Annotated in this window: 21 protein-coding genes; 7 read left to right on the top strand and 14 right to left on the bottom strand. The window is 60.5% G+C overall.

Going from position 1 to position 24,708, the window contains the following annotated elements; genetic code table 11:
• Nucleotides 1–31 precede the first annotated feature (31 nt).
• From WBH99_RS05185 to WBH99_RS05170, 4 genes are all read left to right on the top strand, one after another.
• The gene (locus WBH99_RS05185; protein WP_424219045.1) at nucleotides 32–2,305 is read left to right on the top strand and encodes a heavy metal translocating P-type ATPase; all 2,274 of its coding nucleotides are present in this window, start codon (nucleotides 32–34) and stop codon (nucleotides 2,303–2,305) included.
• A gap of 136 nt (nucleotides 2,306–2,441) precedes the next feature.
• The gene (locus WBH99_RS05180) at nucleotides 2,442–2,945 is read left to right on the top strand and encodes a YHS domain-containing protein (RefSeq protein WP_424219044.1); all 504 of its coding nucleotides are present in this window, start codon (nucleotides 2,442–2,444) and stop codon (nucleotides 2,943–2,945) included.
• A 59-nt stretch (nucleotides 2,946–3,004) separates the two neighbouring features.
• Nucleotides 3,005–3,223, top strand: a complete 219-nt coding sequence (locus WBH99_RS05175) for a DUF2933 domain-containing protein (RefSeq protein ID WP_424219110.1) — start codon at nucleotides 3,005–3,007, stop codon at nucleotides 3,221–3,223.
• Entirely contained in the window at nucleotides 3,220–3,876 is a 657-nt protein-coding gene (locus WBH99_RS05170) for a methyltransferase family protein (RefSeq protein ID WP_424219043.1), read from the top strand. Before WBH99_RS05175 ends, WBH99_RS05170 begins: the two co-directional genes overlap by 4 nt.
• 186 nt (nucleotides 3,877–4,062) lie before the next feature.
• Here the strand turns inward: WBH99_RS05170 and WBH99_RS05165 are convergent, their stop codons facing one another.
• The 10 genes from WBH99_RS05165 to WBH99_RS05120 all read right to left on the bottom strand — a co-directional run bounded on the left by WBH99_RS05165 (nucleotide 4,063) and on the right by WBH99_RS05120 (nucleotide 15,382).
• Nucleotides 4,063–4,314: a hypothetical protein gene (locus WBH99_RS05165; RefSeq protein ID WP_424219042.1), complete on the bottom strand. Its 252-nt coding sequence runs from the start codon at nucleotides 4,312–4,314 to the stop codon at nucleotides 4,063–4,065.
• Nucleotides 4,315–4,612: 298 nt separating this feature from the next.
• On the bottom strand, nucleotides 4,613–5,002 hold the full coding sequence (locus WBH99_RS05160; protein WP_424219041.1) for a c-type cytochrome: 390 nt from the start codon (nucleotides 5,000–5,002) through the stop codon (nucleotides 4,613–4,615).
• On the bottom strand, nucleotides 4,999–8,130 hold the full coding sequence (locus tag WBH99_RS05155; protein ID WP_424219040.1) for an efflux RND transporter permease subunit: 3,132 nt from the start codon (nucleotides 8,128–8,130) through the stop codon (nucleotides 4,999–5,001). The genes WBH99_RS05160 and WBH99_RS05155 overlap by 4 nt, the downstream gene beginning before the upstream one ends.
• A 1-nt stretch (nucleotide 8,131) precedes the next feature.
• Nucleotides 8,132–9,661, bottom strand: a complete 1,530-nt coding sequence (locus WBH99_RS05150; protein WP_424219039.1) for an efflux RND transporter periplasmic adaptor subunit — start codon at nucleotides 9,659–9,661, stop codon at nucleotides 8,132–8,134.
• On the bottom strand, nucleotides 9,658–10,959 hold the full coding sequence (locus tag WBH99_RS05145) for a TolC family protein (RefSeq protein WP_424219038.1): 1,302 nt from the start codon (nucleotides 10,957–10,959) through the stop codon (nucleotides 9,658–9,660). The genes WBH99_RS05150 and WBH99_RS05145 overlap by 4 nt, the downstream gene beginning before the upstream one ends.
• A gap of 21 nt (nucleotides 10,960–10,980) precedes the next feature.
• Nucleotides 10,981–11,334: a copper-binding protein gene (locus WBH99_RS05140; RefSeq protein ID WP_424219037.1), complete on the bottom strand. Its 354-nt coding sequence runs from the start codon at nucleotides 11,332–11,334 to the stop codon at nucleotides 10,981–10,983.
• Nucleotides 11,335–11,418: 84 nt separating this feature from the next.
• Nucleotides 11,419–12,306, bottom strand: coding sequence for a copper resistance protein B (locus WBH99_RS05135; RefSeq protein ID WP_424219036.1), 888 nt, complete (start codon nucleotides 12,304–12,306; stop codon nucleotides 11,419–11,421).
• Complete coding sequence (locus WBH99_RS05130; protein ID WP_424219035.1) at nucleotides 12,303–14,159, bottom strand: copper resistance system multicopper oxidase; 1,857 nt, start codon at nucleotides 14,157–14,159, stop codon at nucleotides 12,303–12,305. Before WBH99_RS05130 ends, WBH99_RS05135 begins: the two co-directional genes overlap by 4 nt.
• 11 nt (nucleotides 14,160–14,170) lie before the next feature.
• Nucleotides 14,171–14,611, bottom strand: a complete 441-nt coding sequence (locus WBH99_RS05125) for a DUF411 domain-containing protein (RefSeq protein ID WP_424219034.1) — start codon at nucleotides 14,609–14,611, stop codon at nucleotides 14,171–14,173.
• 96 nt (nucleotides 14,612–14,707) lie between these two features.
• Nucleotides 14,708–15,382 (bottom strand): c-type cytochrome, encoded by a 675-nt coding sequence (locus tag WBH99_RS05120; RefSeq protein WP_046531532.1) that lies wholly within the window; start codon nucleotides 15,380–15,382, stop codon nucleotides 14,708–14,710.
• A 171-nt stretch (nucleotides 15,383–15,553) separates the two neighbouring features.
• Here WBH99_RS05120 and WBH99_RS05115 point away from each other — a divergent pair, with 171 nt between their 5' ends.
• Both WBH99_RS05115 and WBH99_RS05110 read left to right on the top strand, forming a co-directional pair.
• On the top strand, nucleotides 15,554–16,231 hold the full coding sequence (locus tag WBH99_RS05115) for a heavy metal response regulator transcription factor (protein ID WP_424219033.1): 678 nt from the start codon (nucleotides 15,554–15,556) through the stop codon (nucleotides 16,229–16,231).
• Entirely contained in the window at nucleotides 16,228–17,631 is a 1,404-nt protein-coding gene (locus WBH99_RS05110) for a heavy metal sensor histidine kinase (RefSeq protein ID WP_424219032.1), read from the top strand. Before WBH99_RS05115 ends, WBH99_RS05110 begins: the two co-directional genes overlap by 4 nt.
• A gap of 144 nt (nucleotides 17,632–17,775) precedes the next feature.
• On the opposite strand, the gene WBH99_RS05105 is transcribed toward WBH99_RS05110, so the two are convergent.
• The 4 genes from WBH99_RS05105 to WBH99_RS05090 are packed head-to-tail and all read right to left on the bottom strand — an operon-like array spanning nucleotide 17,776 to nucleotide 24,206.
• Nucleotides 17,776–20,931 carry an efflux RND transporter permease subunit gene (locus tag WBH99_RS05105; RefSeq protein ID WP_424219031.1) on the bottom strand — a complete coding sequence of 1,052 codons (3,156 nt, stop codon included), beginning with the start codon at nucleotides 20,929–20,931 and terminating at the stop codon, nucleotides 17,776–17,778.
• 13 nt (nucleotides 20,932–20,944) lie between these two features.
• Nucleotides 20,945–21,286 (bottom strand): P-II family nitrogen regulator, encoded by a 342-nt coding sequence (locus WBH99_RS05100; RefSeq protein ID WP_046531529.1) that lies wholly within the window; start codon nucleotides 21,284–21,286, stop codon nucleotides 20,945–20,947.
• Nucleotides 21,287–21,295: 9 nt separating this feature from the next.
• Nucleotides 21,296–22,882, bottom strand: coding sequence for an efflux RND transporter periplasmic adaptor subunit (locus WBH99_RS05095; RefSeq protein WP_046531528.1), 1,587 nt, complete (start codon nucleotides 22,880–22,882; stop codon nucleotides 21,296–21,298).
• Nucleotides 22,883–22,889: 7 nt separating this feature from the next.
• Entirely contained in the window at nucleotides 22,890–24,206 is a 1,317-nt protein-coding gene (locus tag WBH99_RS05090) for a TolC family protein (protein ID WP_046531527.1), read from the bottom strand.
• A 240-nt stretch (nucleotides 24,207–24,446) separates the two neighbouring features.
• Here WBH99_RS05090 and WBH99_RS05085 point away from each other — a divergent pair.
• The coding region (locus tag WBH99_RS05085; RefSeq protein ID WP_424219030.1) for a hypothetical protein at nucleotides 24,447–24,708 on the top strand (262 nt) is incomplete at its 3' end.

Below are 24,708 nucleotides of genomic sequence, written 5' to 3'. Positions count from 1 at the left end.
AAATTTGAATCGTCCTTCGAAAGGAAGCTGTATGAACCAGGATCCCGTCTGCGGCATGACCGTAAAGCCTGAATCGCCCCACCAAAGCATGCTGGCGGGGATTCCCTACCGCTTCTGCAGCGCCAAGTGCAAAACGAAATTCGATGCCGATCCGGCCAGCTATCTGGCACCTGCCGAGACCTCGGCGGCAGTGCCGGTCACCGATCCGGGCGCCGAATATACCTGCCCGATGCACCCGGAAGTCCGCCAGATCGGGCCGGGAAGCTGCCCGAAATGCGGTATGGCGCTCGAACCGCTATTGCCTGAACTCGAACAGGAAGAAGACGACAGCGAGTACCAGGATTTTCGTCGTCGTTTCTGGGGCAGTTTGCCGTTGACCGTCATCGTCGTCGTCCTGGCCATGGCTGGGCATGTCATTCCCGGATTGACGCCGGCGGTCCGGACCTGGAGCGAGATGCTGCTCAGCCTGCCCATCGTACTCTGGGCCGGCGCCCCGTTCTTCGTGCGCGGCTGGCGGTCGATCATCCAGCGCAGTCCGAACATGTGGACCCTGATCGGTATCGGCACCGGTGCGGCCTTCGTCTATAGCGTCGTCGCCGCGCTGGCACCGGGGCTTTTCCCGGCTTCCTTCGTGTCCCACGGTCGTATCGGCGTCTATTTCGAGGCGGCCGCCGTCATCATCTCCTTGACCCTGCTCGGCCAGATGCTGGAATTGCGGGCCCGTTCGCAGACCTCGGCCGCCATCAAGTCGCTGCTCGGCCTGGCGCCCAAGACCGCCCGCCGCATTGCGCCCGATGGCACGGAGGAAGACGTGCCGCTCAACCAGGTCCACGTCGGTGACCAGCTGCGCGTTCGTCCCGGCGAGAAAGTCCCGGTCGACGGGGTCGTCATCGAAGGTGTCAGTGCCATCGACGAATCGATGCTCACCGGGGAGCCTTTGCCGGTGACCAAGCGGGTGGGTGACAAAACGATCGGCGCCACCATGAATACTTCCGGCAGTCTGGTCATCCGCTCGGAGAAGGTCGGCTCGCAGACGGTCCTCGCCCAGATCGTCCAGATGGTCGCCCAGGCCCAGCGCTCGAAGGCGCCGATGCAGCGCATGGCGGACGTCGTGGCGGCGTATTTTGTGGTGGTCGTGATCGGCATTGCGCTAACCAGTTTCTTTGCCTGGGGCTTCTTTGGTGGCGAGCGCGGCTGGTTGCTCGGGCTGATCAACGGCGTCTCGGTACTCATCATCGCCTGCCCCTGCGCGCTGGGTCTGGCCACGCCGATGTCGATCATGGTCGCGACTGGCCGCGGGGCCACCCAGGGCATCCTTTTCCGGGATGCGGCGGCCATCGAGCGGATGTGCAAGGTCGACACGCTGATTGTCGACAAGACAGGCACCCTGACCGAAGGACGGCCGACTTTCGAGCAGGCAATCGCCGTTTCCGGCACCACCAGGGACGAGGTACTTCGTTTGGCCGCCAGCCTCGACCAAGGGAGCGAACATCCGCTGGCCGAGGCGATTGTCCGCGCCGCCCGTGACCAGGGGCTAACTCTCGACAAAGTTGAGGATTTTGAATCGGCCAGCGGCATCGGCGTCCATGGAAACCTTGGCGGCCGCCGACTGGCGCTTGGCAACGGGGCACTGATGGTTCAGGAAGGCGTCGATACGGCAGCGTTAGCCGACGATGCCGAAAAACTCCGGAAAAATGGTGCCAGCGTCATGCATCTCGCCGCCGACGGAAAATTGCTCGGCCTGCTTGCCGTTTCCGACCCGGTCAAGGCCAGTACCCCGGAAGCACTGGCCAGCCTGCGGGCGGTGGGCTTGCGGGTCATCATGGCCACCGGTGATGGGCTGACCACGGCCAAGGCCGTCGGTGCCCGGCTGGGCATCGACGAAGTGCATGGCGAGGTCAAGCCGGCGGACAAACTAGCCCTGGTCGAGCGCCTGCAGGGCGAAGGCCGGGTCGTTGCGATGGCCGGCGACGGCATCAACGATGCGCCGGCGCTGGCCCGTGCCGATGTCGGGGTGGCCATGGGGACCGGTACCGACGTCGCCATGAACAGCGCCCAGGTGACGCTGGTCAAGGGCGACCTGCGCGGCATTGCCCGGGCACGCCTGTTGTCCGCCGCGACGGTCGGCAATATGCGGCAGAACCTCGTCTTTGCCTTCCTCTACAACGCGCTGGGCATCCCCATCGCCGCCGGCGTCCTCTACCCGGCGTTCGGACTGGTCCTCTCGCCGGTCATCGCTGCCGCCGCCATGAGTCTTTCTTCGGTCAGCGTGGTTGGCAACGCGCTCCGGCTGAGGGGCGCCTGAAGCGAACGGCTGACAAAAATGTAATCAGCTGGTCACCATGTCGACCGCTTCAGCGGCGCAGACTGAAAGGCATCCGGTGGGGTGATTGTCATTCCAATGGCACGCTCATCTCACCCGACGCACAAGGAGATACATCATGGCAGGCAAGAGTTTGACAAGCCGCGATCCGGTCTGCGGCATGGACATCCCGGTTGCTGAATCACATTATTCGACAACCCACCGCAGTCTCGTTTTTCATTTCTGTTCCGAGCAATGCCGGGAGCGCTTTACTCAGAACCCGGCGCTCTATACCGGGCCGCAACGTACGGTCGACATCCGTCCGATAGCGAAAAAGCGCAAGTTGCAGTTCGTTTCCCCGGCGTCTGAAACACTGCGTAAGGCCAGCGACAAGTTGCTGCAGATGATGGGCGTTACCGTAGCCCGGCCTGTCGATGACGATTTGCTCGTCGAATATGACCTGCGGCAGGCGACACTGGCGCAGATCGAGGCCGTGGCGACCAGCTCCGGATTGATCCTCAAAGGCGGACTGCATGGTTTTCGCCGCGACTGGTGGCGGTTCACCGAACGCAATGAAATCGAGAACGCCGCCGATGCTGGCAGCGGCGCCTGCTGCAACCGCCCTCCAGCCAAGCTGCACTGAGTAACGCTGCGCGGAGAAAAAACATGACTGAAAACACGACCGGCAAGCCCGCTGCACCAATGCAGCACACGCATCATCAGCGGCGATTAAACTGGGGATGGTGGATTTTCGCGGCAGCAGCGCTGTTCTACCTGCTGTCCGAGCATCAGGCACACTTTTTTGGCGTCCTGCCCTGGCTGATCCTGTTGGCTTGTCCGCTGATGCACCTGTTCATGCACCATGGACATGGCGAACATGGCCAGCAGGCAAAAGACAGCAGCGCGAAGGACGAAAAATGAACCACGGCAACAGCGATTACGGACTGTGGTCCCTGGTGGTCATCAACTCGATCTTTTTCATCGTCTTCGCCGCCAGTTTCTTCAAGCCGAAAAGCCGCCAGGACTGGCGGACGCTCGGCATGTTTTCGGCATTCATCGTGGCATTGTTCACCGAGATGTACGGCTTCCCGCTGACGATTTACCTGCTGTCGGGTTGGTTGACCGAACGTTTTCCCGGCATCGACTGGCTGTCGCACGACGCCGGCCACCTGCCGGAAATGCTCTTCGGCTGGCGCGGCAATCCGCATTTTGGTCCCTTCCATCTGCTATCCACGGTCTTCATCCTCGCTGGCTTCTGGCTCCTGGCCAAGGCGTGGCCGGTTCTCTATCAGGCACAGCGCGAAGGAAGTCTGGCCCGCACCGGGCCGTATGCACGGATCCGCCATCCGCAGTACACCGCATTCATTCTGGTCATGATCGGCTTCCTCTTTCAGTGGCCGACCTTGATCACCCTCGTCCTCTTCCCGATCCTGGTGACTATCTATATCCGCCTCGCCCGCAAGGAGGAAGGGCTGGCCATAGCGGAGTTCGGCGAGGAATATCGATCCTATATGTCCAGCGTCCCGGGATGGTGGCCGAGGCTGGGAAAAGGCACGATAACCTCGTCGGAATAAGCGAGGTCCAAGACGTAACTCATCGATCCGTGGCTGCACAGCCTCGGATCGCCCTCGGGCGCCGGCTGCGTCAAGTCAAATTCGGAGGAGCGGGATTGTTCCAATGGTTGCATTTTTGGCTGGCTTGCAAATATCCACGCTCGAATAAGTGACAAGGCCCCTGGTCCGGGGCCTCTCAAAAACCAATTACTTCATGTCTCGCGGGTGATTGTGCATGCTCTTATCCTTGGCTGCATTCGGCCTATCGGCTTTTGAGCCTGGCATCGTTTGCGGCACGCCAGTTTTCTCTTGAACATGGGAATGCGGCTTGACCACGGAATGGTCCGCCTGTGTTTCAGCAGCTTTCTGGGCTGGAGAATCGTCGTTGCCGGCAAAGGCAACGCCAGTTGTGGCGGCACCAGCAAAAAGAACACTAGCAATGAGAATGGACAGTTTCATGATCGTGGCTCCTGTGTTAGACGAAAAGCGTCAAAGTCGAAATCGCTTGGACTATTGCAGTTTGGGCTTCGCCGGCCGTCCACACGGTGACGTGTTAATTACATTTTCGTCAGGAATTGCTTCAGCGCAGGGATTCTTCAAACGGTCGGGGACAGATGGAGCGCTGACTTCAAGAATGCAATGAGCCCCTTGTCAAAACTCCGCCCTGTGTGTTTCGCTCTGCTCAAGCAAGAAATTCAACTTTTCCTATCTGGCACCATTGGTCACAAGCCCCTGAAAGATTCAGGCGATCCCGCTGCTATTGGATGCCAATCTTCCGCTGTTCCATCCGAACATATGCGGTGATGTGGGCGACGTCGTCCGGGGTTACCCCCTTGACAGGCGCCATATCACCAAACTTCCAGTGATGAGCGCGCACGCCATTGGCCGCTGCCAGTTGGAAAGCGGCATCGGCGTGGTGCGCAGGTTCGTATATCTTGTGCAGCAAAGGCGGCCCCTTGTCCGACCCCTTCAGGTCGGCGCCGTGACAGGCCGCACAGTGCTTGGCGAATAGCTGCTTGCCAGCAGCAGCATTTGGCATCAAACCGAAGCTGGGTTTGGGAACCACCCAGCCTTGTCCATGCGAGAGGCCAACCATTCCGATCGACAGTGCAAACAACATGCCCCACCGACGCATATGCAAACTCATTGCTCCAAACCTCGCTTCAATCGCCACTCCTTGACCAGTGCGTAGAGCGCCGGAATCACGCCCAGCGTCAGGATCGTCGAAGAAATCATGCCGCCGACCATGGGGGCCGCGATGCGGCTCATCACTTCGGAACCGGTACCACTGCTCCACATAATGGGCAGCAGGCCGGCCATGATGGCGACGACGGTCATCATCTTCGGACGCACCCGTTCGACAGCACCTTCCATGATTGCGTGGTAGAGGTCAGCGGCGCTCGGCACCGCACCCTCGGCTCGTCGCCTTTGCCTGAGCTCTTGCCAGGCCTGGTCGAGATAGATCAGCATGACGACCCCGGTTTCGGCGGCCACCCCGGCCAGCGCGATGAAGCCGACCGCGACGGCGACGCTCATGTTGTAGCCCAGCCACCACATCAGCCAGATGCCACCGACCAGGGCGAAGGGAACGGACAGCATGACAATGACCGTTTCGGTCAGACGCCGGAAATTCAGATAGAGCAACACGAAGATGATCGCCAGGGTCAGCGGCACGACTACCGCCAGCTTGGCTTTGGCGCGCTCCATATATTCGAACTGGCCGGACCAGGTGGCGTAGTAACCCGGCGGAAAGCTGACCTTCTCGCTCACGGCTTTCTGCGCGTCCTTGACGTAGGAACCGACATCGCGGTCACGAATGTCGACAAAGACATAAGCGGCAAGCAAGGCATTTTCGGTCTTGATGCCGGGGGGACCGTTGCGCAATTCCACCTTGGCCAGCTGGCCAAGCGGAATCATGCCCATGCTGCTCGGAATGAAGACTTCACTGGCAATGCTTTGCGGATCCTCGCGCAGGGCGCGCGGATAGCGCACCGCAATGTTGTAGCGCTCCAACCCTTCGACGGCGGTGGTTACCGGGGCACCGCCCAGCGCGGTGCTGACCACTTGCTGGAAATCGCCGACGGTGATGCCGTAGCGCGCCAGTTGGTCGCGGCGCGGGGTGATGTCGAGGTAATAGCCGCCGGTCACCCGCTCGGCGTAGGCGCTCGACGTGCCCGGCACCGTCTTGACGGCTTGTTCGATCTGGCGGGCCAGCTTCTCGATCTCGCCCAGATCCTTGCCGAACACCTTGACGCCGACCGGCGTGCGGATGCCGGTCGACAGCATGTCGATACGCGCCTTGATCGGCATGGTCCACGAGTTGGCCACACCGGGGAACTTGAGCGCCGCATCCATTTCGGCAATCAGCTTGTCCACCGTCATGCCGGCCCGCCATTCCTTTTCCGGCTTGAGGTTGATCACGGTTTCGAACATTTCCATCGGTGCCGGGTCGGTCGCCGTGGCCGCACGGCCGGCCTTGCCATAGACCGACTCAACTTCGGGGAAGGTCTTGATGACCCGGTCGGTGGTCTGCAGCAGGCGCGCGGCTTCAGTCACCGACATGCCGGGCAGCGAGGCGGGCATATAGAACAGCGAGCCCTCGTTCAGGGTCGGCATGAATTCGGAACCGATCTGGCGGGCCGGAATGATCGTCACCGCCATCGACACCAATGCCAGGACCAGCGTCAGGATCTTGTGGCGCATTACCCACTGGATGATTGGCCGGTAGGCCCAGATCAGGAAGCGATTCACCGGATTTTTCTGCTCCGGCATGATGCGCCCGCGAATGAAGAACATCATCAGGACCGGCACCAGCGTCACCGACAACAAGGCGGCGCCGGCCATCGAAAAGGTCTTGGTGAAGGCGAGCGGACTGAACAGACGGCCTTCCTGGCCTTCGAGCGTGAACACCGGCAGGAAAGAAACGGTGATGATCAGCAGCGAGAAGAACAGCGCCGGGCCGACTTCCTTGCAGGCCTTGATCATGGTTGCCCCGCGCTCCGCCTGGGTGGCGTCGGGTGGGAGGTGCTCTAGCCGCTTGTGGGCGTTCTCGATCATCACGATGGCCGCGTCGACCATCGCCCCGATGGCGATGGCGATGCCACCCAGGCTCATGATGTTGCTGCCCATGCCCAGCGAGCGCATGGCGATGAAAGCGATCAGGATGCCGATCGGCAAGGTCAGGATGGCGACCAGTGCGCTCCGGACGTGCATCAGGAAAACCACGCAGACGACCGCGACGATCAGACTTTCTTCGAGCAGGGTGTGCTTGAGATTGTCAATCGCGCGCTCGATCAGGCCGGATCGGTCATAGACCGGAACGATATCCACGCCACTTGGTAGCCCGGATTTCAATTCCTCGATCTTGGCCTTGACGTTGGCGATGACATCCAGCGCATTCTGACCAAAGCGCGCCATGACGATGCCCGAGACGACTTCGCCTTCGCCGTTCAGTTCGGTGATGCCACGGCGGCCGGCCGGCACCAGTTCGACTTTCGCCACATCACGCACCAGCACCGGCGTGCCACCGTCGCTTTTCAGAACCAGCGTTTCGATGTCCTCGATGCCTTTCAGATAACCGAGGCCGCGGACCATGAATTCCTTTTCAGCCATCTCAATCACCCGGCCGCCGACATCGCGGTTCGATTCGCGAATGACCTGGCTCAGGCGGGCGAGCGGGATACCGTAGGTGGCCAGGCGGTGCGGGTCGACCGTGACCTGGTATTCCTTGACGAAACCGCCGACGCTGGCGACTTCGGCGACGCCTCCCGCCTTGGTCAGCTGGTAACGGACATACCAGTCCTGGATGCTCCTGAGGTCGGCCAGCGACTGGTTCTTGCCGGTCAGCGCGTACTGGAAGACCCAGCCGACGCCGGTCGCATCCGGCCCGAGTTGCGGCGACACCCCGGCCGGCAGGTTGCCCTGGGCGGCGCTGAGGTATTCGAGCACCCGCGAACGTGCCCAGTAGATATCGGTCCCGTCCTCGAAAATGACGTAGACGTAGGAGGCGCCGAACATCGAAAAACCGCGCACGACCTTGGCCTTGGGTACCGCCAGCATGGCCGTGGTCAGCGGGTAGGTGATCTGGTCCTCGACGACCTTGGGCGCCTGCCCGGCATAGGGCGTGTAGACGATGACCTGGACGTCGGAGAGGTCGGGCAGCGCATCAAGCGGCGTCTTTTTGACGGCATAAATGCCGCCGCCGATCAAGGCCAGGGTGGCCAGCAGGACAATGAACACATTGCGGGCCGACCATTCAATCAACTTGCCGAGCATCTCAGTGCGCTCCCTGATGGCTGGTCGTCGTCTTGCCGTCCATCTTTTCGAGGCGGACGATCACGAATTCGCCGTTGCCGCGGTCTTCGAAACTGAAATGCACGGTCTGCCCCGGCAGCAGACCCTTGGCGACATTGGCGTCAGCCAGGCCGAATTCCATGGTCATCGCCGGCCACTTCAAGGCCGGAATGGCTTCATGATTCATCGAAATCGTGTTGTTTGCCGCGTCGACCGTATCAATGGTGCCCATCGCCGAATAACTCTTCGCGGCCGCCGCCGCTTTCGGTTCGGAGAAGGTAGACAGCGCCGCCTTGAGATTGCTTTCGGCGTCGATCAGGAAATTCGCGGCCACCACGACTTCCACACCGGCTTCCAGCCCTTCGAGAATCTCGACGGCATCCTTGCCGCGCATGCCGATCTTGACTGGCTGCGGCTGGAACTTGCCTTCACCGGCAACGCGCAGGACGATCTGGCGTTCGCCGGTGTCGATAACCGCCGACTTGGGTACGGTGAGCCGGGTCGTATTGCCGGCGGTCGCCAGTTCGACGTGGGCGAACATGCCGGGACGCAGCAAGCCGTCCTTGTTCGGCAGTTCGAGGCGCACCGGTGTGGTCCGGGTTGCCGTATTCAGGGTCGGATAGAGGTAACTGACTTTGGCTGCGAAGTGACGCCCCGGAAAGGCATCGATATCGACCATCGCCGACTCACCAACCTTGACCCGTTTGAGATCCTGCTCATAGACATCGGCGATGACCCAGACTGTGGACAGATCGGCAATACGGTAAATTGTCGTCCCCGGTGCGAAGCGCATGCCTTCGACCGCCTTCTTTTCCAGAACGATGCCGGCGACCGGCGAAGCAAAGGTGATCCGGCTCCCAACCTGGTTGTCCTTGACCCCCACCTGCCAGTTGGCCAGTCGTTCGCGGGCCGCATCGGCCAGGCGTTGCGCGGCCTCGCGCGCCGACGGGTCGGCGCCCGGCGTATCGAGCTTCAAGGCCTGCGCAATAGCCAGTTCCTTCTGCGCCGAAACCAGTTCCGGGCTATACACCGAGAACAGGGGCTGGCCGCGCTTGACTGGATCGCCACTGGCATTGACCAGCAGTCGCTCGATCCATCCTTCGAAGCGGGGCGCGATGTCGTAAGTTTGCCGTTCGTCGACTTCGATACGGCCGACGGCGCGGACACCGCCATCGAGCACTTGCATTTCGGCCTTGGCAGTCTTGACGCCCAGGGTCTGCAGGCGAGCCGGGCTGACCTTGACGGCCCCCTCGCCATCCGGTTCATCGCCTTCGTAGACCGCGATATAGTCCATCCCCATCGAGTCTTTCTTTGGTGTCGGCGAGGTGTCGGGCAAGCCCATCGGATTGCGGTAGTAGAGCACCTTGCGTTCGGCCTTGCCTTCGCCGGCGACCGATGCTTGGTTTGGGGTGGCGGCATTGCTCGTATCGCCGTGCTGACCGGTTCGGTAACCACCATAGGCGGCAATAACCGCAACGGCGACCAGGGATAAAACGAGGGACGACTTCTTCACAGCGGTGCTCCTACCAATTGTTCGAGTTCAGCTTGACGGATATTGGCGTCGACCTCGGCGTCGAGCAGAGCCAGCCGGGCGCGCAGAATCTGCCGTTCCGCCTCGATCAGGGTATTGAAATTGACCCGTCCACTTTCATAGCCGGCCTGTGCCGCATCCAGCGTAGCTCGGGCTTGCGGCAACAGCGTGTCGCGCAACAGGCGGGCCTTGTCGACACTGGCATTGAGGCCGGCCAACGTTTCACCAAGACGCCCGTTGAGCCGGGCCTCAGCGGCGGCCACGCGTTCGCGGGCGGCGTCCAGCCGGTACCCGGCTTCCCGTTCCTGGGCGCGACGGGAAGATTGTTGCAGCGGGATATTGACTTCCAGCATCAGGTCCCAGGTTTGCGGACCGATCATCTCGGATCGCGGACGATTGTTGGTCAGGGCGACGCCGAAGTCGGGATAGCGATTCAGGTAGGTCAGATCCTTGCCCTTCTCGGCGGCATCGACCCCCAGTCGCTCCCGGCTCAAGTCGGGGGAAATCTCCTTGGCGCGGGCAAAAACCTGCACCAGCGTCGGACTTGGCGGGATTGTCGCGAGACGTACTGGTTCGGCCAAAGGGGCATCGGCATCCCGGGGCAGCAAAGCATTCAGCTTGGCGGCAGCATCGCGGCGCCGCCGTTCGCTTTCGACCAGATCGACCTTGAGACTGGTGCTCTCGCTCTGGGCGCGGACCGCGTCCTGTTGCGGCACCAGGCCCACGCTATAGCGTTGAACTACCAGATGCTCGAGCGCGCCAACGAGTTGCAGGGTTTCGTTGAGAATTCGCGACTGGCCCACCGCCTGGAAATAACGCGCATAGGCCGTCTTGATTTTCCCTTCCAGATCGAGGCGGGCCGTATCGTGGCTGGTATCCGCCTGGCCGGCCAGCGCTTCCGCGACCTCGCCCCGCAAGCCGCGTTTGCCGGGGAAGGGAAACCCCTGAATGACCCGGTAGCGGGTGGTGCCCACCTCGCCCGGCAGCAGCGACGCGGACTTACCGGGGGTCATCGCATTGGTGAAATCCATCAGTTCGACCTGGAATTTCGGATCGGGCAAGGCCGATGCGGATTCCACCCGTTCATGCTGCGCCTGGGCATCGAGGCGACGAACCCGCAGGTCGGGATTGTGCTCGCGGGCGTAGGCCAACAATTCGTCGACCGTTTTTCCCGGTACATCTTCTGCCGCCATGCCGAACTGCGTCCAGAGCGCCAGCGACACGGCAACGGCGGCAAGGCGCCACGGGCTTTTTCCTGAGCGAACCAGGCGAGCATCCATCACTGCGGTCTCCAGCACTGTTTACTTGGTATTTTCCAACGAAGACACGGTCAGCGTGCCGCCCATGTCCATGGCGACAAAGCGAATCTTGTCGCCGGGTTTAACCTGGTCGAGCATCGCCTTGTCCTTGACGGCAAAAGCCATCGTCATGCCCGGCATATTGAGGTTTCCCAACGGACCGTGCGCGATGGTGATCTTGCCGGCCGCCTTGTCCACTTTCTTGACCGTGCCTTCCGACATTTTGGCCATGGGCTGGCCGGCGTCATGCGACATGCCTGCACCGTGCTTCATGTCCATGTGTCCGGACTCGGCGATGGCCGGGGTGTTGGCGATGGCAAGGAAAGCCAGGGTGGCGACGGTGATTGCAGTTTTCATGAGAACTCCTGTGGTGTGGTTCAATTTAGATGTTACAAAATGAAAGGAATATTCAGGCGACTGATGCGTTATCGGCGGACTGACCTAGAACCAGAAACGCAATCCGGCCACCCAACGCGTTTCTCCGACACGCTCATCAGCATCACGAGCTATGTCGGCTGTTTGACCGAATTTCTCTACCCGCTCGACCCCGATGTAGGGGGCAATCTGGCGCGAGAATTCGTAGCGCAGGCGCAAACCCAACGCGCCGTCGGACAAGCCACTGCCGATATTCCGTGCCAGGTCGCGCTTGCCATAGAGATTGAACTCGGCACGTGGCTGCAGAATGAGGCGTTGGGTAAGCAGGAGGTCATAGTCTGCAGCGAGGCGCAAGGCACTACGGCCGTCCTCACCCAGATAGGCGGCCGCTTCCACTTCAAACCAGTAGGGGGCCAGCCCCTGGATGCCCAAAGCCAGCCAGGAACGATTGGGGCCGACACCGCTATCGTGGCGTACGCCAAGTTGCGCATCCCAGTAATTGGCGACGGCATGCCCCCACAACAGTTCGGTACGGGCTTCTTGAAGCTGGCCCTTGGCGTAATCTCCTTCAGCCTTGATCACCAGACGATCGTAGTCACGACCAAACCATGCCTGCAGGTCGTAGGCGGTCGAATTGGCGCCGTCATTGGTTCTAATGTGCTCCAGACGGTCAACCAGCAGGCTGCCGAAATTGTGCTCGTCGGCCAGTCGCAGTTGGCGCGGTCCGGACTGCGCATATTCGCCACTGTCCAGCGTATTGCCATCCGCATAGGCATGCGGATCGCGCGCGTTGGTCGGGGCTGATCCGCCTTGCATGCTCCTGTTGCCATGATCCATAGCAGCCATTTCCTGTCCCGATTGAGCCCAGACGGGCTGAAAACCGGCAATCGCAACGAGGGCGATCAGCGCTTTGCGCATCTTCATCTTCATTCCCTTTTGGCCGAATTTACTCATGACACCACCACCTCTCGGAACATGCCGGCGTGCATGTGGAACATCAGGTGGCAGTGCCAGGCCCAGCGTCCAACCGCATCCGCATTCACGAGAAAACTGATGCGTTGAGCCGGTTGCACCGGGATGGTATGGCGACGTGCCTGAAATTTCCCCTCTGCTGTTTCCAGCTCGCTCCACAGACCGTGCATATGCATCGGGTGCGTCATCATCGTGTCGTTCTGCAGAATGACCCGCACCCGTTCGCCATGTTTGAAATGCACCGGCGTGCTGCTGCCGAACTCAAGGCCGTCGAACGACCAGGTGTAGCGTTCCATATTGCCGGTCAGGTGCAGTTCGACTTCGCGCGTCGGCCCGCGCGGGTCGAGCGGGCCGCCAATCGTGGACAGATCGGCCAGCGTCAATACCTTGCGACCATTGTTGCGCAGACCAATGCCAGGATCATCAAGGCCGGTGCGTGGCATATCGACGCGCATATCGGTGCTCGGGCCATACTCCGTCCTGGCGTGGTGGACTTTAGCGGATGGTTTGGCCAGCGGATTGTCGTGCATCATGTGCTGGCTATGATCCATTGCCATCGCACCATGCCCCATATTGTCCATGTCATGCGCCATCGGCATGGCGCCGTGATCCATGCCCGGCATCTCATGACTCATGGATGCGCGGTCCATTCCCGGCATTGCCCCATGGCTCATGCCCCCCATGCTGCCCATCATGTCGGCCATGGTCAGCCATTCGACCTTGTCAAGCATCGGCACCGGCGCCTCCAATCCGGCACGCACGGCCAGCGTACCGCGGGCGTAGCCACTGCGATCCATGGACTGGGCAAAGATCGTATGTGCTTCTTCTGTCGGCTCGATCAGTACATCGTAGGTTTCACCCGGGCCGAAGCGGAATTCGTCGACGGTGACCGGTTCGACATTGACGCCATCCGACTGGACGACCGTCAGCTTCAGGCCCGGAATACGCACGTCGTAAAAGCTATTGGCGGCACCATTGATGAAGCGCAGGCGAATCCGCTCGCCGGGACGGAAAAGCCCCGTCCAGTTGCCAGCCGGGGTCGTGCCATTCATCAAGTAGGTATAGGTGGCTGCGGACAAATCGGCGAGATCAGTCGGATTCATGCGCATTTCGTTCCACATCTTGCGCTTCTCGATTGCTGCAGCGACACCGCCATCCGAGACATCACGGAAGAAATCGCCGACCGTTGGCTTGCTGTAGTTGTAATAGTCGCTTTGGACTTTGAGTTTGGCGAACACATGTTCCGGATTCTCGTCGGTCCAGTCCGACAACTGAACAACATAGTCACGATCCGCGCGGATTGTTTCGCCGCCCCGCGGTTCGACGATGATCGCCCCGTACATTCCCGTCTGCTCCTGATGGCCGGAATGCGAGTGATACCAGTAAGTACCGCTTTGCTGGAGGCGAAAACGATAGGTGAATGTTTCCCCGGGGGCAATGCCGGCGAAACTGATGCCGGGAACCCCATCCATCTGGAAGGGCAGGAGGATGCCGTGCCAATGAATCGAGGTGGCGACCGGCAGACGGTTGTTCACCCGGATGGTGACCATGTCGCCTTCGCGCAAGCGCAGGGTAGGCGCCGGCAGCGAGCCGTTGATGGTCGTCGCCAGTCGCATCTCCCCGGTAAAGTTTACGGGGGTTTCCGCGACTGTCAGTTGAATTTCGGGTCCGGATAGTACGGGTGCGCTACCCGTCGGCGTCAGGCCAAGCGGGGCGACTGCTGCTTGCACCCAAGGCGAGATGCCTGCCAGCACACCACCGCCGATCAGACCCTGCACGAACCGGCGACGTGGCGTTAATATACTTGCCGGATTGTTCCTCTGAAAAAGTTTCATTTTGCTTCCCGTCAGTGCTTGGCGTAGACACTAGTGCTGCCGTCCTGAGTGACCAGCAGGGTTTCATACGGCACAGGGCGAGGACTTTCCATCCCGGGAGAACCTGGCGGCATGGATGGCACGGCCAGTCCGAGGGCCTTTGGCTTCTCCTTGATCAAGCGTTCAATGTCGGCTGCCGGCACATGGCCTTCGACGACATAGCCGGCGACCTTTGCAGTATGGCAAGAGCCGAGGCGATCGGGCATACCCAGACGCTTGCGCGTCCCTGGCACATCGTTGACCTCATGAGTGCGCACCTCGAACCCGGCGGCCTTGAGATGATCGACCCACTTGCCGCAGCAACCGCAGTAGGGACTCTTATAGACATCGACCATTTCGGCCGCCGATGCAGGCAAGGTGATGCCTGTGCCCAGGGCAAATACAGTCAGGAAAACAGCGATGGGCTTCGTCATGAAAATATTCCTCAGGAGATCAAGTGCGGTCAGTATGGTGTTACGTGACCAACAAAAAGCTGACCGCGAAATTACATTTCTGTAAGCTTCGATCGCCTAATGCTTGTGCGTGCCGTGTCCATGGTCATCATGACTGTGCACCGCCGCCGGTGAACCGACGGGTTTGAGCGCTGTATTTACCGCCGATGACGATTCGTGTTCGTCATGACCATCGACATGGTCGTTTACGCCGCCGTGCGCGTGACCATCACTGGCAGCAACCAGTTGGTCGTAGTCGGCCTTTGCTAGCCCCGGCAGTTTCTGCACGAACGCGGCCAAATCCCAGATCGCCTCGTCATCCATGCCGCCTTTCGACCAAGCCGGCATTCCCGACGCTTTGATGCCATGCTTGATGATCCAGAAGTCACGTGCGGAATCCCTGGAGAGTTCCGGCATTTGAGCCTGAGTGACTAGATTAGGCGGCCTTGGATACAAGCCCTTGCGGATTTCCGAGTCTGACATTTCGGGTGCCAGGTGACAATCGATACACATGGCATCGTAATTCCCGGCCCCGCGCCGGACCCGCTCCGGGTTACCGAAATCATCGGGCACCTTGAGGTCGGCCGCACGGCGGGCAATCGATCGCTCCCGGCCAAATTCCAGGGCTTTATAGACCAGCGGGTTATGCGGCGTATCCGCGCCCATGTCGATAAGACCGGAGGCGGCCACGATGGTGGCCGTACCTGCCCCAAAAACGATTGTCGTCAAAGCGCCGATAAGTATTTTGTTCATGTGTTTTCTCCGTGGGGATGTTGGAGTCTGATTGCTCCCATGCTCGCCATGGTGCTTTTGCCAAACCGACAGTGGGATGACTTGCGGATTACATTTACGTAATCTAAGCAAATGCACCGGCAAACCGAAGGAGAATTCTCTATAGACCAACAACAAGAGGTAGTGAGCGCCATGAAAATACTGGTAGTCGAAGACGAGCCAAAAACCGGAACCTATTTGAAGCAGGGCCTTGTCGAGGCGGGTTTTGTGGTGGATCTGGTCGCCAACGGGCTGGATGGATTGCATTTGGCACTGACGGAAGCCCACGATCTGGCCATCCTCGACGTCATGTTGCCGGGCATTGACGGTTGGCAGGTGCTGCAAGGCATCCGCCGGGCCGGCAAGGAAATGCCGGTCTTGTTCCTGACGGCCCGCGACCAGGTGGAAGATCGGGTCAAGGGGCTGGAACTCGGTGCCGACGATTATCTGGTCAAGCCTTTCGCCTTTTCGGAATTGCTGGCCAGGGTGAGAGGCTTGTTACGTCGTGGCGGCAAGGTAAAGGAGTCGGAGTATCTACGTGCTGCCGACCTTGAACTCGATCTGATGCGGCGCCGGGTGAGTCGATCGGGCAAGCGGATCGACCTGACCGCCAAGGAATTCGCCTTGCTCGAACTGCTGCTTCGGCGGCAAGGCGAGGTTTTGCCGCGGTCGTTAATTGCGTCCCAGGTTTGGGACATGAATTTCGATAGCGACACCAATGTGATCGAAGTTGCCATCAAGCGCCTGCGGATAAAGATCGACGAGGCATTCGAACCCAAGCTGATCCGTACGGTACGGGGCATGGGCTATGTGCTGGAGGTTACGGATTGAACGTTACCTGGAGTCGATCGCTGACACTGCGCCTGACGCTGTTGTTTGCCTTGGCGGCGGCACTCGTCCTTTTTCTGCTGGGACTGCTCATTGGCAATTTGGTGGAGCAGCATTTCGTGCAGCAGGATATGGAAGCGCTCTCCGGAAAAATGGAGCTGACCCAACACATTCTTAAAAGAGATTCGAAAACACAAGACAACGACGCGCTCAGAAGGCAACTCGATGATGCCCTGACCGGCCACCACGGCCTGGTGGTTGCAGTTTTTGGACCATCCCGACAAGCTCTATACGGCAACGAAAATCTGGCCTTTCCCCCAGCGCTGTTCGATCGGCCAGCCGTCAGCAATCCCGAGCACCCCATCAAGTGGACTGCTCCCGATGGGCTCCCATGGCGAGGCATTTCTGCCGCCGTGACCGCCGGGATCGACGGAAAGACCCCTTACACCATAGTCATCGCGACCGAAATATCCCATCACGAACACTTTATGTCGGGATTTCGGGGCACCTTGTGGGTGTTCATCACGCTGGCCACGCTGGCCATCGGGCTGCTGGGCTGGGTTGTCGTCCGCCGCGGTCTCGCTCCGCTGCACTCGATCAAACGCCAAGCTGCCGAAATTACCGCCAATCGCCTGCATACCCGCTTGCCGGCGGAGGCAATTCCGCTTGAACTGGCCGCCTTGACCGACACCCTGAATGACATGCTGTCGCGGCTTGAGGAGTCGTTTCAGCGCCTGTCGGATTTTTCGTCGGATCTGGCGCATGAATTGAGAACACCGGTCAGCAATTTGCTGACCCAAACCCAGGTCACGCTGTCGAAAGCGCGGTCAGCTGACGACTATAGGGACATCCTGGCTTCGAATGCCGAAGAGTTCGAGCGCCTGTCGCGAACCATTTCCGACATGCTCTTCCTGGCCAAAGCCGACAACAACCAGATCATTCCCAACCAAGAACTGATCGATCTCGCTGAGGAAATCGGCGATTTGCTGGAGTATTACGACGTGCTGGCCGACGAGAAGGCGATTGTCTTGTCGCTTACTGGCAATGGCCAAATAGTCGGTGATCGGCTCATGTTGCGTCGGGCGGTAAGCAATCTGCTGTCCAATGCGCTGCGGCATACGCCGACGGGAGGCACGGTCACGGTCAAAATCAACCAGAATGGCGACGGCAAGACCCTCGTTGTCGTCGAGAATACTGGGAGCGACATTCCTGTGGAACATTTGCCTCGTCTGTTCAATCGCTTCTATCGTGTCGATAGTTCACGACAGCGAACGACAGAAAGCTCGGGGTTAGGGCTTGCGATCACAAAATCGATCGTGTTTGCTCACGGCGGGAATGTTGCGGTCGATTCAGAAGGCGGAAAAACGTGCTTTACGCTCTCGTTGCCCAGTACCCACCGGTAGTGTTTTCCCTTTCACTCGGCGTGGACTGATATCAACCGCGCCGCAGTTGGTTCTCCGGGATGCTGGGTTGGCGACCCTGAAAAAGCCCCAGCCTATCGGCCAAGGCTTTTTCAGGGTATACCTGATGCGCAAGTGGCCTACTGCTTATGCCGCGACACCCGCTTCCTCCTCATCATCCTTGCAGTGGGCCAGCCAATACAGGATCGGTAATACCAGCAGGGTCAGCGCTGTCGATGACAAGATGCCGCCGATGACAACGGTAGCCAGCGGGCGCTGCACCTCGGCGCCAGTGCCGGTGGCGATGGCCATTGGAATGAAGCCGAGTGATGCGACGAGCGCGGTCATCAGCACCGGGCGCAGTCGCGTCAGGGCGCCTTCATGAATCGCCGCATCCAAGGACCGACCTTCCTCGCGCAGAGAACGGATGAAGGCGATCATCACCAGGCCGTTGAGTACCGCCACGCCAGACAGCGCTATGAAACCGACCCCGGCCGAGATGGACAGCGGGATATCGCGCAGCCAGAGCGCCAGAATGCCACCGGTCAGCGCAAACGGTATGCCGGTGAACACCAGCAGTCCATCCTTGATGTTGTTGAACATGGCAAACAGCAGCATGAATACCAGCAGTAACGCCACCGGAACGACAATCTGCAGACGTTTTGACGCCGACTGCAACTGCTCGAAGGTTCCCCCCCAGGTTGTCCAGTAGCCGGCCGGCACCTTGACCGTCTGTTGCATCTTCTTTTCGGCCTCGGCGACAAAAGACCCGATATCCCGGCCGCGGACATTGGCCGTGACGACCACCCGCCGCTTGCCGTCTTCGCGGCTGATCTGGTTCGGCCCCGGCGCGACTTCAATGCTCGCCACGTCGCCCAGTTGCAGATAGGCACGGCGATTTTGTCCCCCCGGCTCGTCCATGGACAAATGGATGGGCAACTGTTTCATGGCCTCCATGTCATTGCGCAGCCGTTCGGGCAGACGGACGATGATGTCGAAACGCCGGTCACCCTGGAACAGCACCCCGGCTTCCCTGCCGCCCACGGCGATGGCGATTGCCTCCTGGATGTCACCAACATTCACACCCAGACGAGCGGCCTTCTCGCGGTCGATTTGAATGGTCATCATCGGCAAACCCGTGGTTTGTTCTACCTTGACGTCGGCGGCGCCGGGAATCTTCTCCAGCACTTCGGCAATTTCCCCGGCGGTGCTGTTCATCGTGTCCATGTCGTCGCCGAACACTTTGACCGCCACATCGCTGCGCACCCCGGAAAGCAACTCGTTGAAGCGCATCTGGATCGGCTGAGTGAACTCGTAGTTATTGCCGGGAACCTTGGCAACCGCTGCCTGGATGGCATTGACCAGATCAGCTTTGTCGCGGCTTGGATCGGGCCATTCCGATTGCGGCTTCAACATGACGAAGTTGTCGGCGACGTTGGGCGGCATGGGGTCGGTGGCGATTTCAGCCGTGCCGAGTTTGGCGAAAATCCTGTCGACCTCCGGGAACTGCTTGATGGTTCGCTCCAGTTCCGTTTGCATCTCGATCGCCTGCGACAGGCTGGTCCCGGGAATGCGCAAGGCATGCAGCGCGATGTCGCCTTCGTTGAGACTGGGCACGAACTCACTGCCCATGCGGGTGGCCAGCAAGGCGGAGAGGATGACGGCGACCGCCGCAATGGTCAGGACGAGGGGCTTGTTGAGCATCACCCGATCGAGCATCGGCGCGTAGCCTCGCTTGGCCCACAGCATCAGGCGGCTCTCCTTTTCGCTGACCTTGTCGCCGATCAGCAGCGCCACGGCGGCCGGGATGAAGGTAACCGACAGGATCATGGCGCCCAGCAAGGCGGCGACCACGGTGAACGCCATTGGATGGAACATTTTTCCTTCGACGCCGGTGAGCGCGAAGATCGGCAAGTACACCACCATGATGATGAGTTGGCCGAACAACAGCGGACGGCGCGATTCCTTGGCCGCCGAGAACACTTCATGAAACCGTTCGTTGCGCGTCAACGGCCGACCCGCTACGGCTTGTGCATGGGCCAGCCGGCGCACGCAGTTTTCCACGATCACCACTGCCCCATCGATGATGATGCCGAAGTCCAGTGCACCCAGGCTCATCAGGTTGGCGCTGACCTTGTTGCTGACCATGCCGGTGAAGGTGAACAGCATGGCGAGCGGAATGACCAGGGCGGTGATGATCGCCGCCCGAATATTACCGAGAAACAGGAACAGGATCGCGATGACCAGCAGGGCCCCCTCGATCAGGTTCTTCTTGACCGTGTCGATCGCCTTGTCCACCAGTATCGTCCGGTCATAAACAGTCTGGGCCACCACGCCTGGCGGCAGTGTCCGGTTGATCTCGTCCAGACGCTTGGCGACGGCCTGAGAGACCTTGCGGCTGTTCTCGCCGATCAGCATGAACACTGTGCCGAGCACCACCTCGCGCCCGTTCTCGGTCGCCGCACCGGTGCGCAGCTCCTTGCCGATGCCGACCTCGGCGACATCGCGGATACGGATCGGGACGCCCTGGCGACTGCTGACCACGATGTTGCCGATGTCGGCAATGTCAGCCACCTGACCCGGGGCGCGGATCAGATACTGCTCGCCGCGCTTTTCGATGTAACCGGCGCCGACGTTGGCATTGTTGCGCTCGATCGCGGCGACCAGGTCCGGCATGGCCAGACCGTAGGAAACGAGTTTGTCGGGCAAGGGGGCAACCTGGAACTCCTTGGCGTAGCCGCCGATGGTGTTGATCTCGGTCACGCCCGGCACATTGCGCAACTGCGGCTTGATGATCCAGTCCTGGATCTCGCGCAAATCGGTGGGCGTATAGGGCGTGCCATCGGCCTTGAGCGCACCGTCGCTCGCCTCGACCGTCCACATGAAGATTTCCCCCAGGCCGGTGGATATCGGTCCCATGCCGGGCTCGGTGCCGGCCGGCAGTTTCCCTTTCGCCTGCTGGATGCGTTCATTGACGAGTTGGCGGGCGAAGTAGATGTCAGTACCGTCCTCGAAGATGACGGTGACCTGCGACAGGCCGTAGCGCGACAGCGAACGGGTCTGTTGCAGGCCGGGCAAGCCGGCCATGACGGTTTCAATCGGGTAGGTTATGCGCTGCTCGGCTTCAAGCGGCGAATAACCGGGGGCCGCCGTGTTGATCTGCACTTGCACGTTGGTGATGTCGGGTACGGCATCGATCGGCAACTTCTGGTAGTTATAAACACCCAGCGCTGCCATACCGAGCACCATCAGCAGCACTAACCAGCGCTGCTCGATGGCGAAACGGATGATTTTTTCGAACATGGGAATCTTTCGGTTAGAGCGCCGCGTCGCCGCGTTCGCCGGAGCGGATGCGTGACACGTCGGCAAGTTCGGAAACCGCAATCAAGCCGTCGCCGGCAAGGCCGGTATGGGCAGCGACGCGAATGGCCTCGACCACCGTTGGCGCTTGCTCATCGGGGCAGAACATCATCAAGACCAGGCGGTCGTGGGCGTCGGGGTTCCACTCGGTGGCGGCGAAGGCGTGGTGCGGACCTTTTCCGCGGGAATGGCCGCGCGCCGGAAAGATGGTGAATCCGGACAAATGCGCCAGGCCATGCAGGGCGTGTTCGATCTGTTCCAGACGGTGAGGTTGCACAATGGCGATGATCTGTTTCATGATGATCTCCTAGTGGTCGTGGCTGGCGCCGGATTTGCCCAGATCGGCCTTGATCAGGAAGCTGTTTTGCGCGGCGTACTGCTCACCCGCGTTGAGCCCGCTGACGACTTCGGTGAATTTGCCGTCGCTGCGCCCCAGTTGCACGGGCCGCGCTTCTAGGTTGTCGCCGTAGCGGCCAAATACGACGGTCCAGTCGCGCACGCTCTGGATCGCCTCCGCCGAGACCGCCACCGGCACCTCGACCTCGTCGGCCACCACTTCGATGTTGACCGGCAGACCGGGGCGCCAGATGCCTTTCGGGTTGGGCAGTACGACCCGCGCCTTCGCGGTCCGGGTCTGCTCTCCGATCAGCGAGCCAACGTAGGAAACGGTGCCGCTGCTCTGGGATTCAAACGCGGTCGCCTTGACGCTGGCTTTCTGGCCAACCTTGACGGTGTTGAGGTCTTTGGCATAAATCGTCATCTCGGCCCACACCGTGGACAGGTCGGCGATGATGAAGATGTTGGCGTCTTCCTTGACCGCTTCGCCCAGAGAGAGGTGCTTCTCGACCACCACACCATCAATCGGGGCGCGAATCTCGTAGCGCGTCAGATTGCCGCTGCCGCGTAGTTCGCCGCCGAGCGAAGCCAGTTTTTGTTGGGCGTTTTGGTTGGCGATTTCGGCTTCCTGCAGGGCGTTGCCGGCTTGCAGATAGTCCTGTTCGGCGGAAATTTTCTCTTCCCACAGTTTCTTCTCGCGGGCATAGGTCGTGCGCGCCAGCGCCAGGCGCTTCTGCGCAGCCAGCAGTTCGCTGCGCTGGTCGGCCAGTGCCTGGCTGGAAATCACGGCAAGAACCTGGCCCTTGCGCACCTGATCACCAGCATTGGCCGCCGCCGATTCGACGATGCCGGTCAAGCGCGGCACGATGTGCACCTGGCGATCCTCGTTGAAGCGGATTTCACCGATCAGTTGCAGGGCACTCTTGATGCGCGCCGGTCCGGCCGTCAGCACCTCGACGTTGTTCTGCTTGAGTTGTTGATCGGACATGGCGACGCGTGCCTCGATCTGCTCGTAAGCGAAACGATAAGCCTTGTTGCCGTACTGGGCGGCGATCGTTACGGCAAACGAATGCGGCTCTTCGACCACCGCATTACCCTTAAGGTAGTCCTTTTCCTTCACGAAGGTGAAAGCCTGCGGCGGGCGCCCCAGGCGCTCGAGAGTGAGACTGACCTGGCTGGCCGCCGGGTCGAGCGCCTTGCCATCCTGATAGGCGTAGACGCGAAACTCCGGCTCGACGCCCTGTTCAAAGATGGTGACCTCGACGCCATACCCTTCCTGCGTGAACAGTTTCCCGCCGTGCGGGCCTTTCCGGGGAGCGCTCGCCTCATGGTGTTCTTCGTCGGCGTGCCCCTTGTCGTCCGCATGGCCGTCTTTGGCCGGCTCACCGTGGTGTTCCTTGTCGGCATGCGTAGCCGCTTCCGTGTGACTGCCGTGACCATGCTCGTCGTTTTCCGGTTGCGACTTGTCGGTGCCGAGGATCAGTCCGGCAAGTAAGACGCCGGCCACCAGAACGCCGGCAATGGAAAGCGTTTGTTTCTTCTTGAAATCGATTTTCATGGGGTTCCTACGGTTTTGTAGCGGCTGAGGCAGAGGGGGAACTGGCCGATGCCTCACCGAGAATGCGTTCGATCTCGGCCGCAGATCGATGCGCTTCGGCCAGAGCGCGCAGATATTGAGATTTGGCCTGGAATGACGTGCGTTGGGCATCCAGCACGTCGAGGAAGCTGAATTTGCCCAGTTCAAAGCCCTTGGTCGCGGCATCGTAGGCACTTTGCGCCCCGGGCAGAATGTCCTGCCGCAGCGACTCCGTCTCCCAGCGTGCGCTATTCAGTCGCTCATAGGCCAGTGCCAACTCGTTGGACAGGCGGATTTCGGTGGCCGACAGGTCGTCCCGCGCCTTGTCAGTACGGTGCAGTGCTTCCAGCAGGTTGCCCTGATTACGGTCGAACACGGGAAGGGGAATCGACAAGCCGAGAATCGCCTGATTTCTACCCAGTTGTTCATCGCGTTTGGCGCCCAGACTGACGGTCACGTTCGGAACGCGCCGGCTGCGTTCAATCTCCGCGAGAGCTTGCCGGCGGTCAACCTCGATTTTTGCCCGTAATAGATTGGGCGACGTGGCCAGGCGGGCGTTCAAATCGGCCAGCGCTGGGAGCGGCGGCAAGGCATTCAGATCCCCTTCGGCGCGCTCGAAACGCGGTGCCGGATTGCCCCAAATGCCAGCGAGTCGCTTGCGTGCCGTCGCCAGTTCACTGACCGCCAGCGTCAATTCAATCCGCACCCCGGCTTCGGCCACGCGGGCCTTGGTTTCTTCGACCGGTGACACCTTGCCGGCTGTGACCCGGCGCGAGGCGGCGCCGCTGGCGCGTTGCGCCAACTCGACCGAGCCCTGCGCCAGGCGCAAACGTTCCTGGGCAATGAGCACATCGAAGAAGGACGCCACCACGGCGGCACGAATTTCAGCGCGCTTGGCGTCCAGTTCCACCGTTGCGGCATCGCGGCCTCGCTCGGCGGCATCGATCCTGGCGGCGCGCTTGCCACCCAGTTCGATCGGCTGGTTCAACTGCAGGGTCGTCGTCCGGGTCGCCTTCTGGGTATCCTCGATCAGCGTTGCAAGCTCTGGATTCGGGCGGACTTGCGCCTGAATGATCGTTGCTTCGATCGCCTCCAATTCGCGTCTGGCGCCCGACAGTTCCGGGCTGGCGCCAAACGCCAGGGACAGCGCCGCCTTCAGGCTGAGTGAGGATGTCGGTTCGACAGCACGCGGCGCGCTGCCGTTACTGATTTCGTAAGTGCCACCACGTCCGATATCGATCGTTTGTGCAAAAGAGGGGTTGAATAACAGCGCCGCCAACCCAAGCGGCAATAGACGTCTTCGCATCGAATTCTCCAGAAATTACAGGATAAATTCGGCGAAACGGAGAGCACTGGCTACAAAGCGCGTGCTGACTTGAGAACAGGCATCCGTCCCGCCGTATCAGGCGAGCGAGTACCAGTTGGGACGTTCGGGGTGCGCGAGAGGTGGCTCGTTCAGATGCCCCGGTAACCAGGGAATCGCAAAAGACGCGATGGCGGAAGTTGGCAAGCTGACGATGCTAAAGATCGCGGCAGCGCAACCGGCATGGCAGGCTACACAATCGCCATCAACGCCACCACCGAGGGTTTTAGCGTCCGGGGTGCCGACGTGATCGGCAGCGGCCTGATGCTTGTGGTCATGATGACCGAAGTGCTGAGCAGCCGACCCGGTCTCGTGCTGGCAATAGCCAGCAGCCGCAACCCAGGAGAACTGGAACGGCAGAAAAACGAGAAGGAGGATGGTCAGCCAGCGGCGCATGGGCCGGATTCTATCAGCGAAACTCATTTCCGGAAGTCCACCGCAGGAT

Origin of the sequence: Azovibrio sp., from assembly GCF_049658005.1 — a bacterium.
Taxonomy (GTDB): Bacteria; Pseudomonadota; Gammaproteobacteria; order Burkholderiales; family Rhodocyclaceae; genus Azovibrio.
The sequence above is the reverse complement of the archived record's forward strand: the minus strand, read 5'-3'. Positions and strand labels throughout refer to the sequence as shown.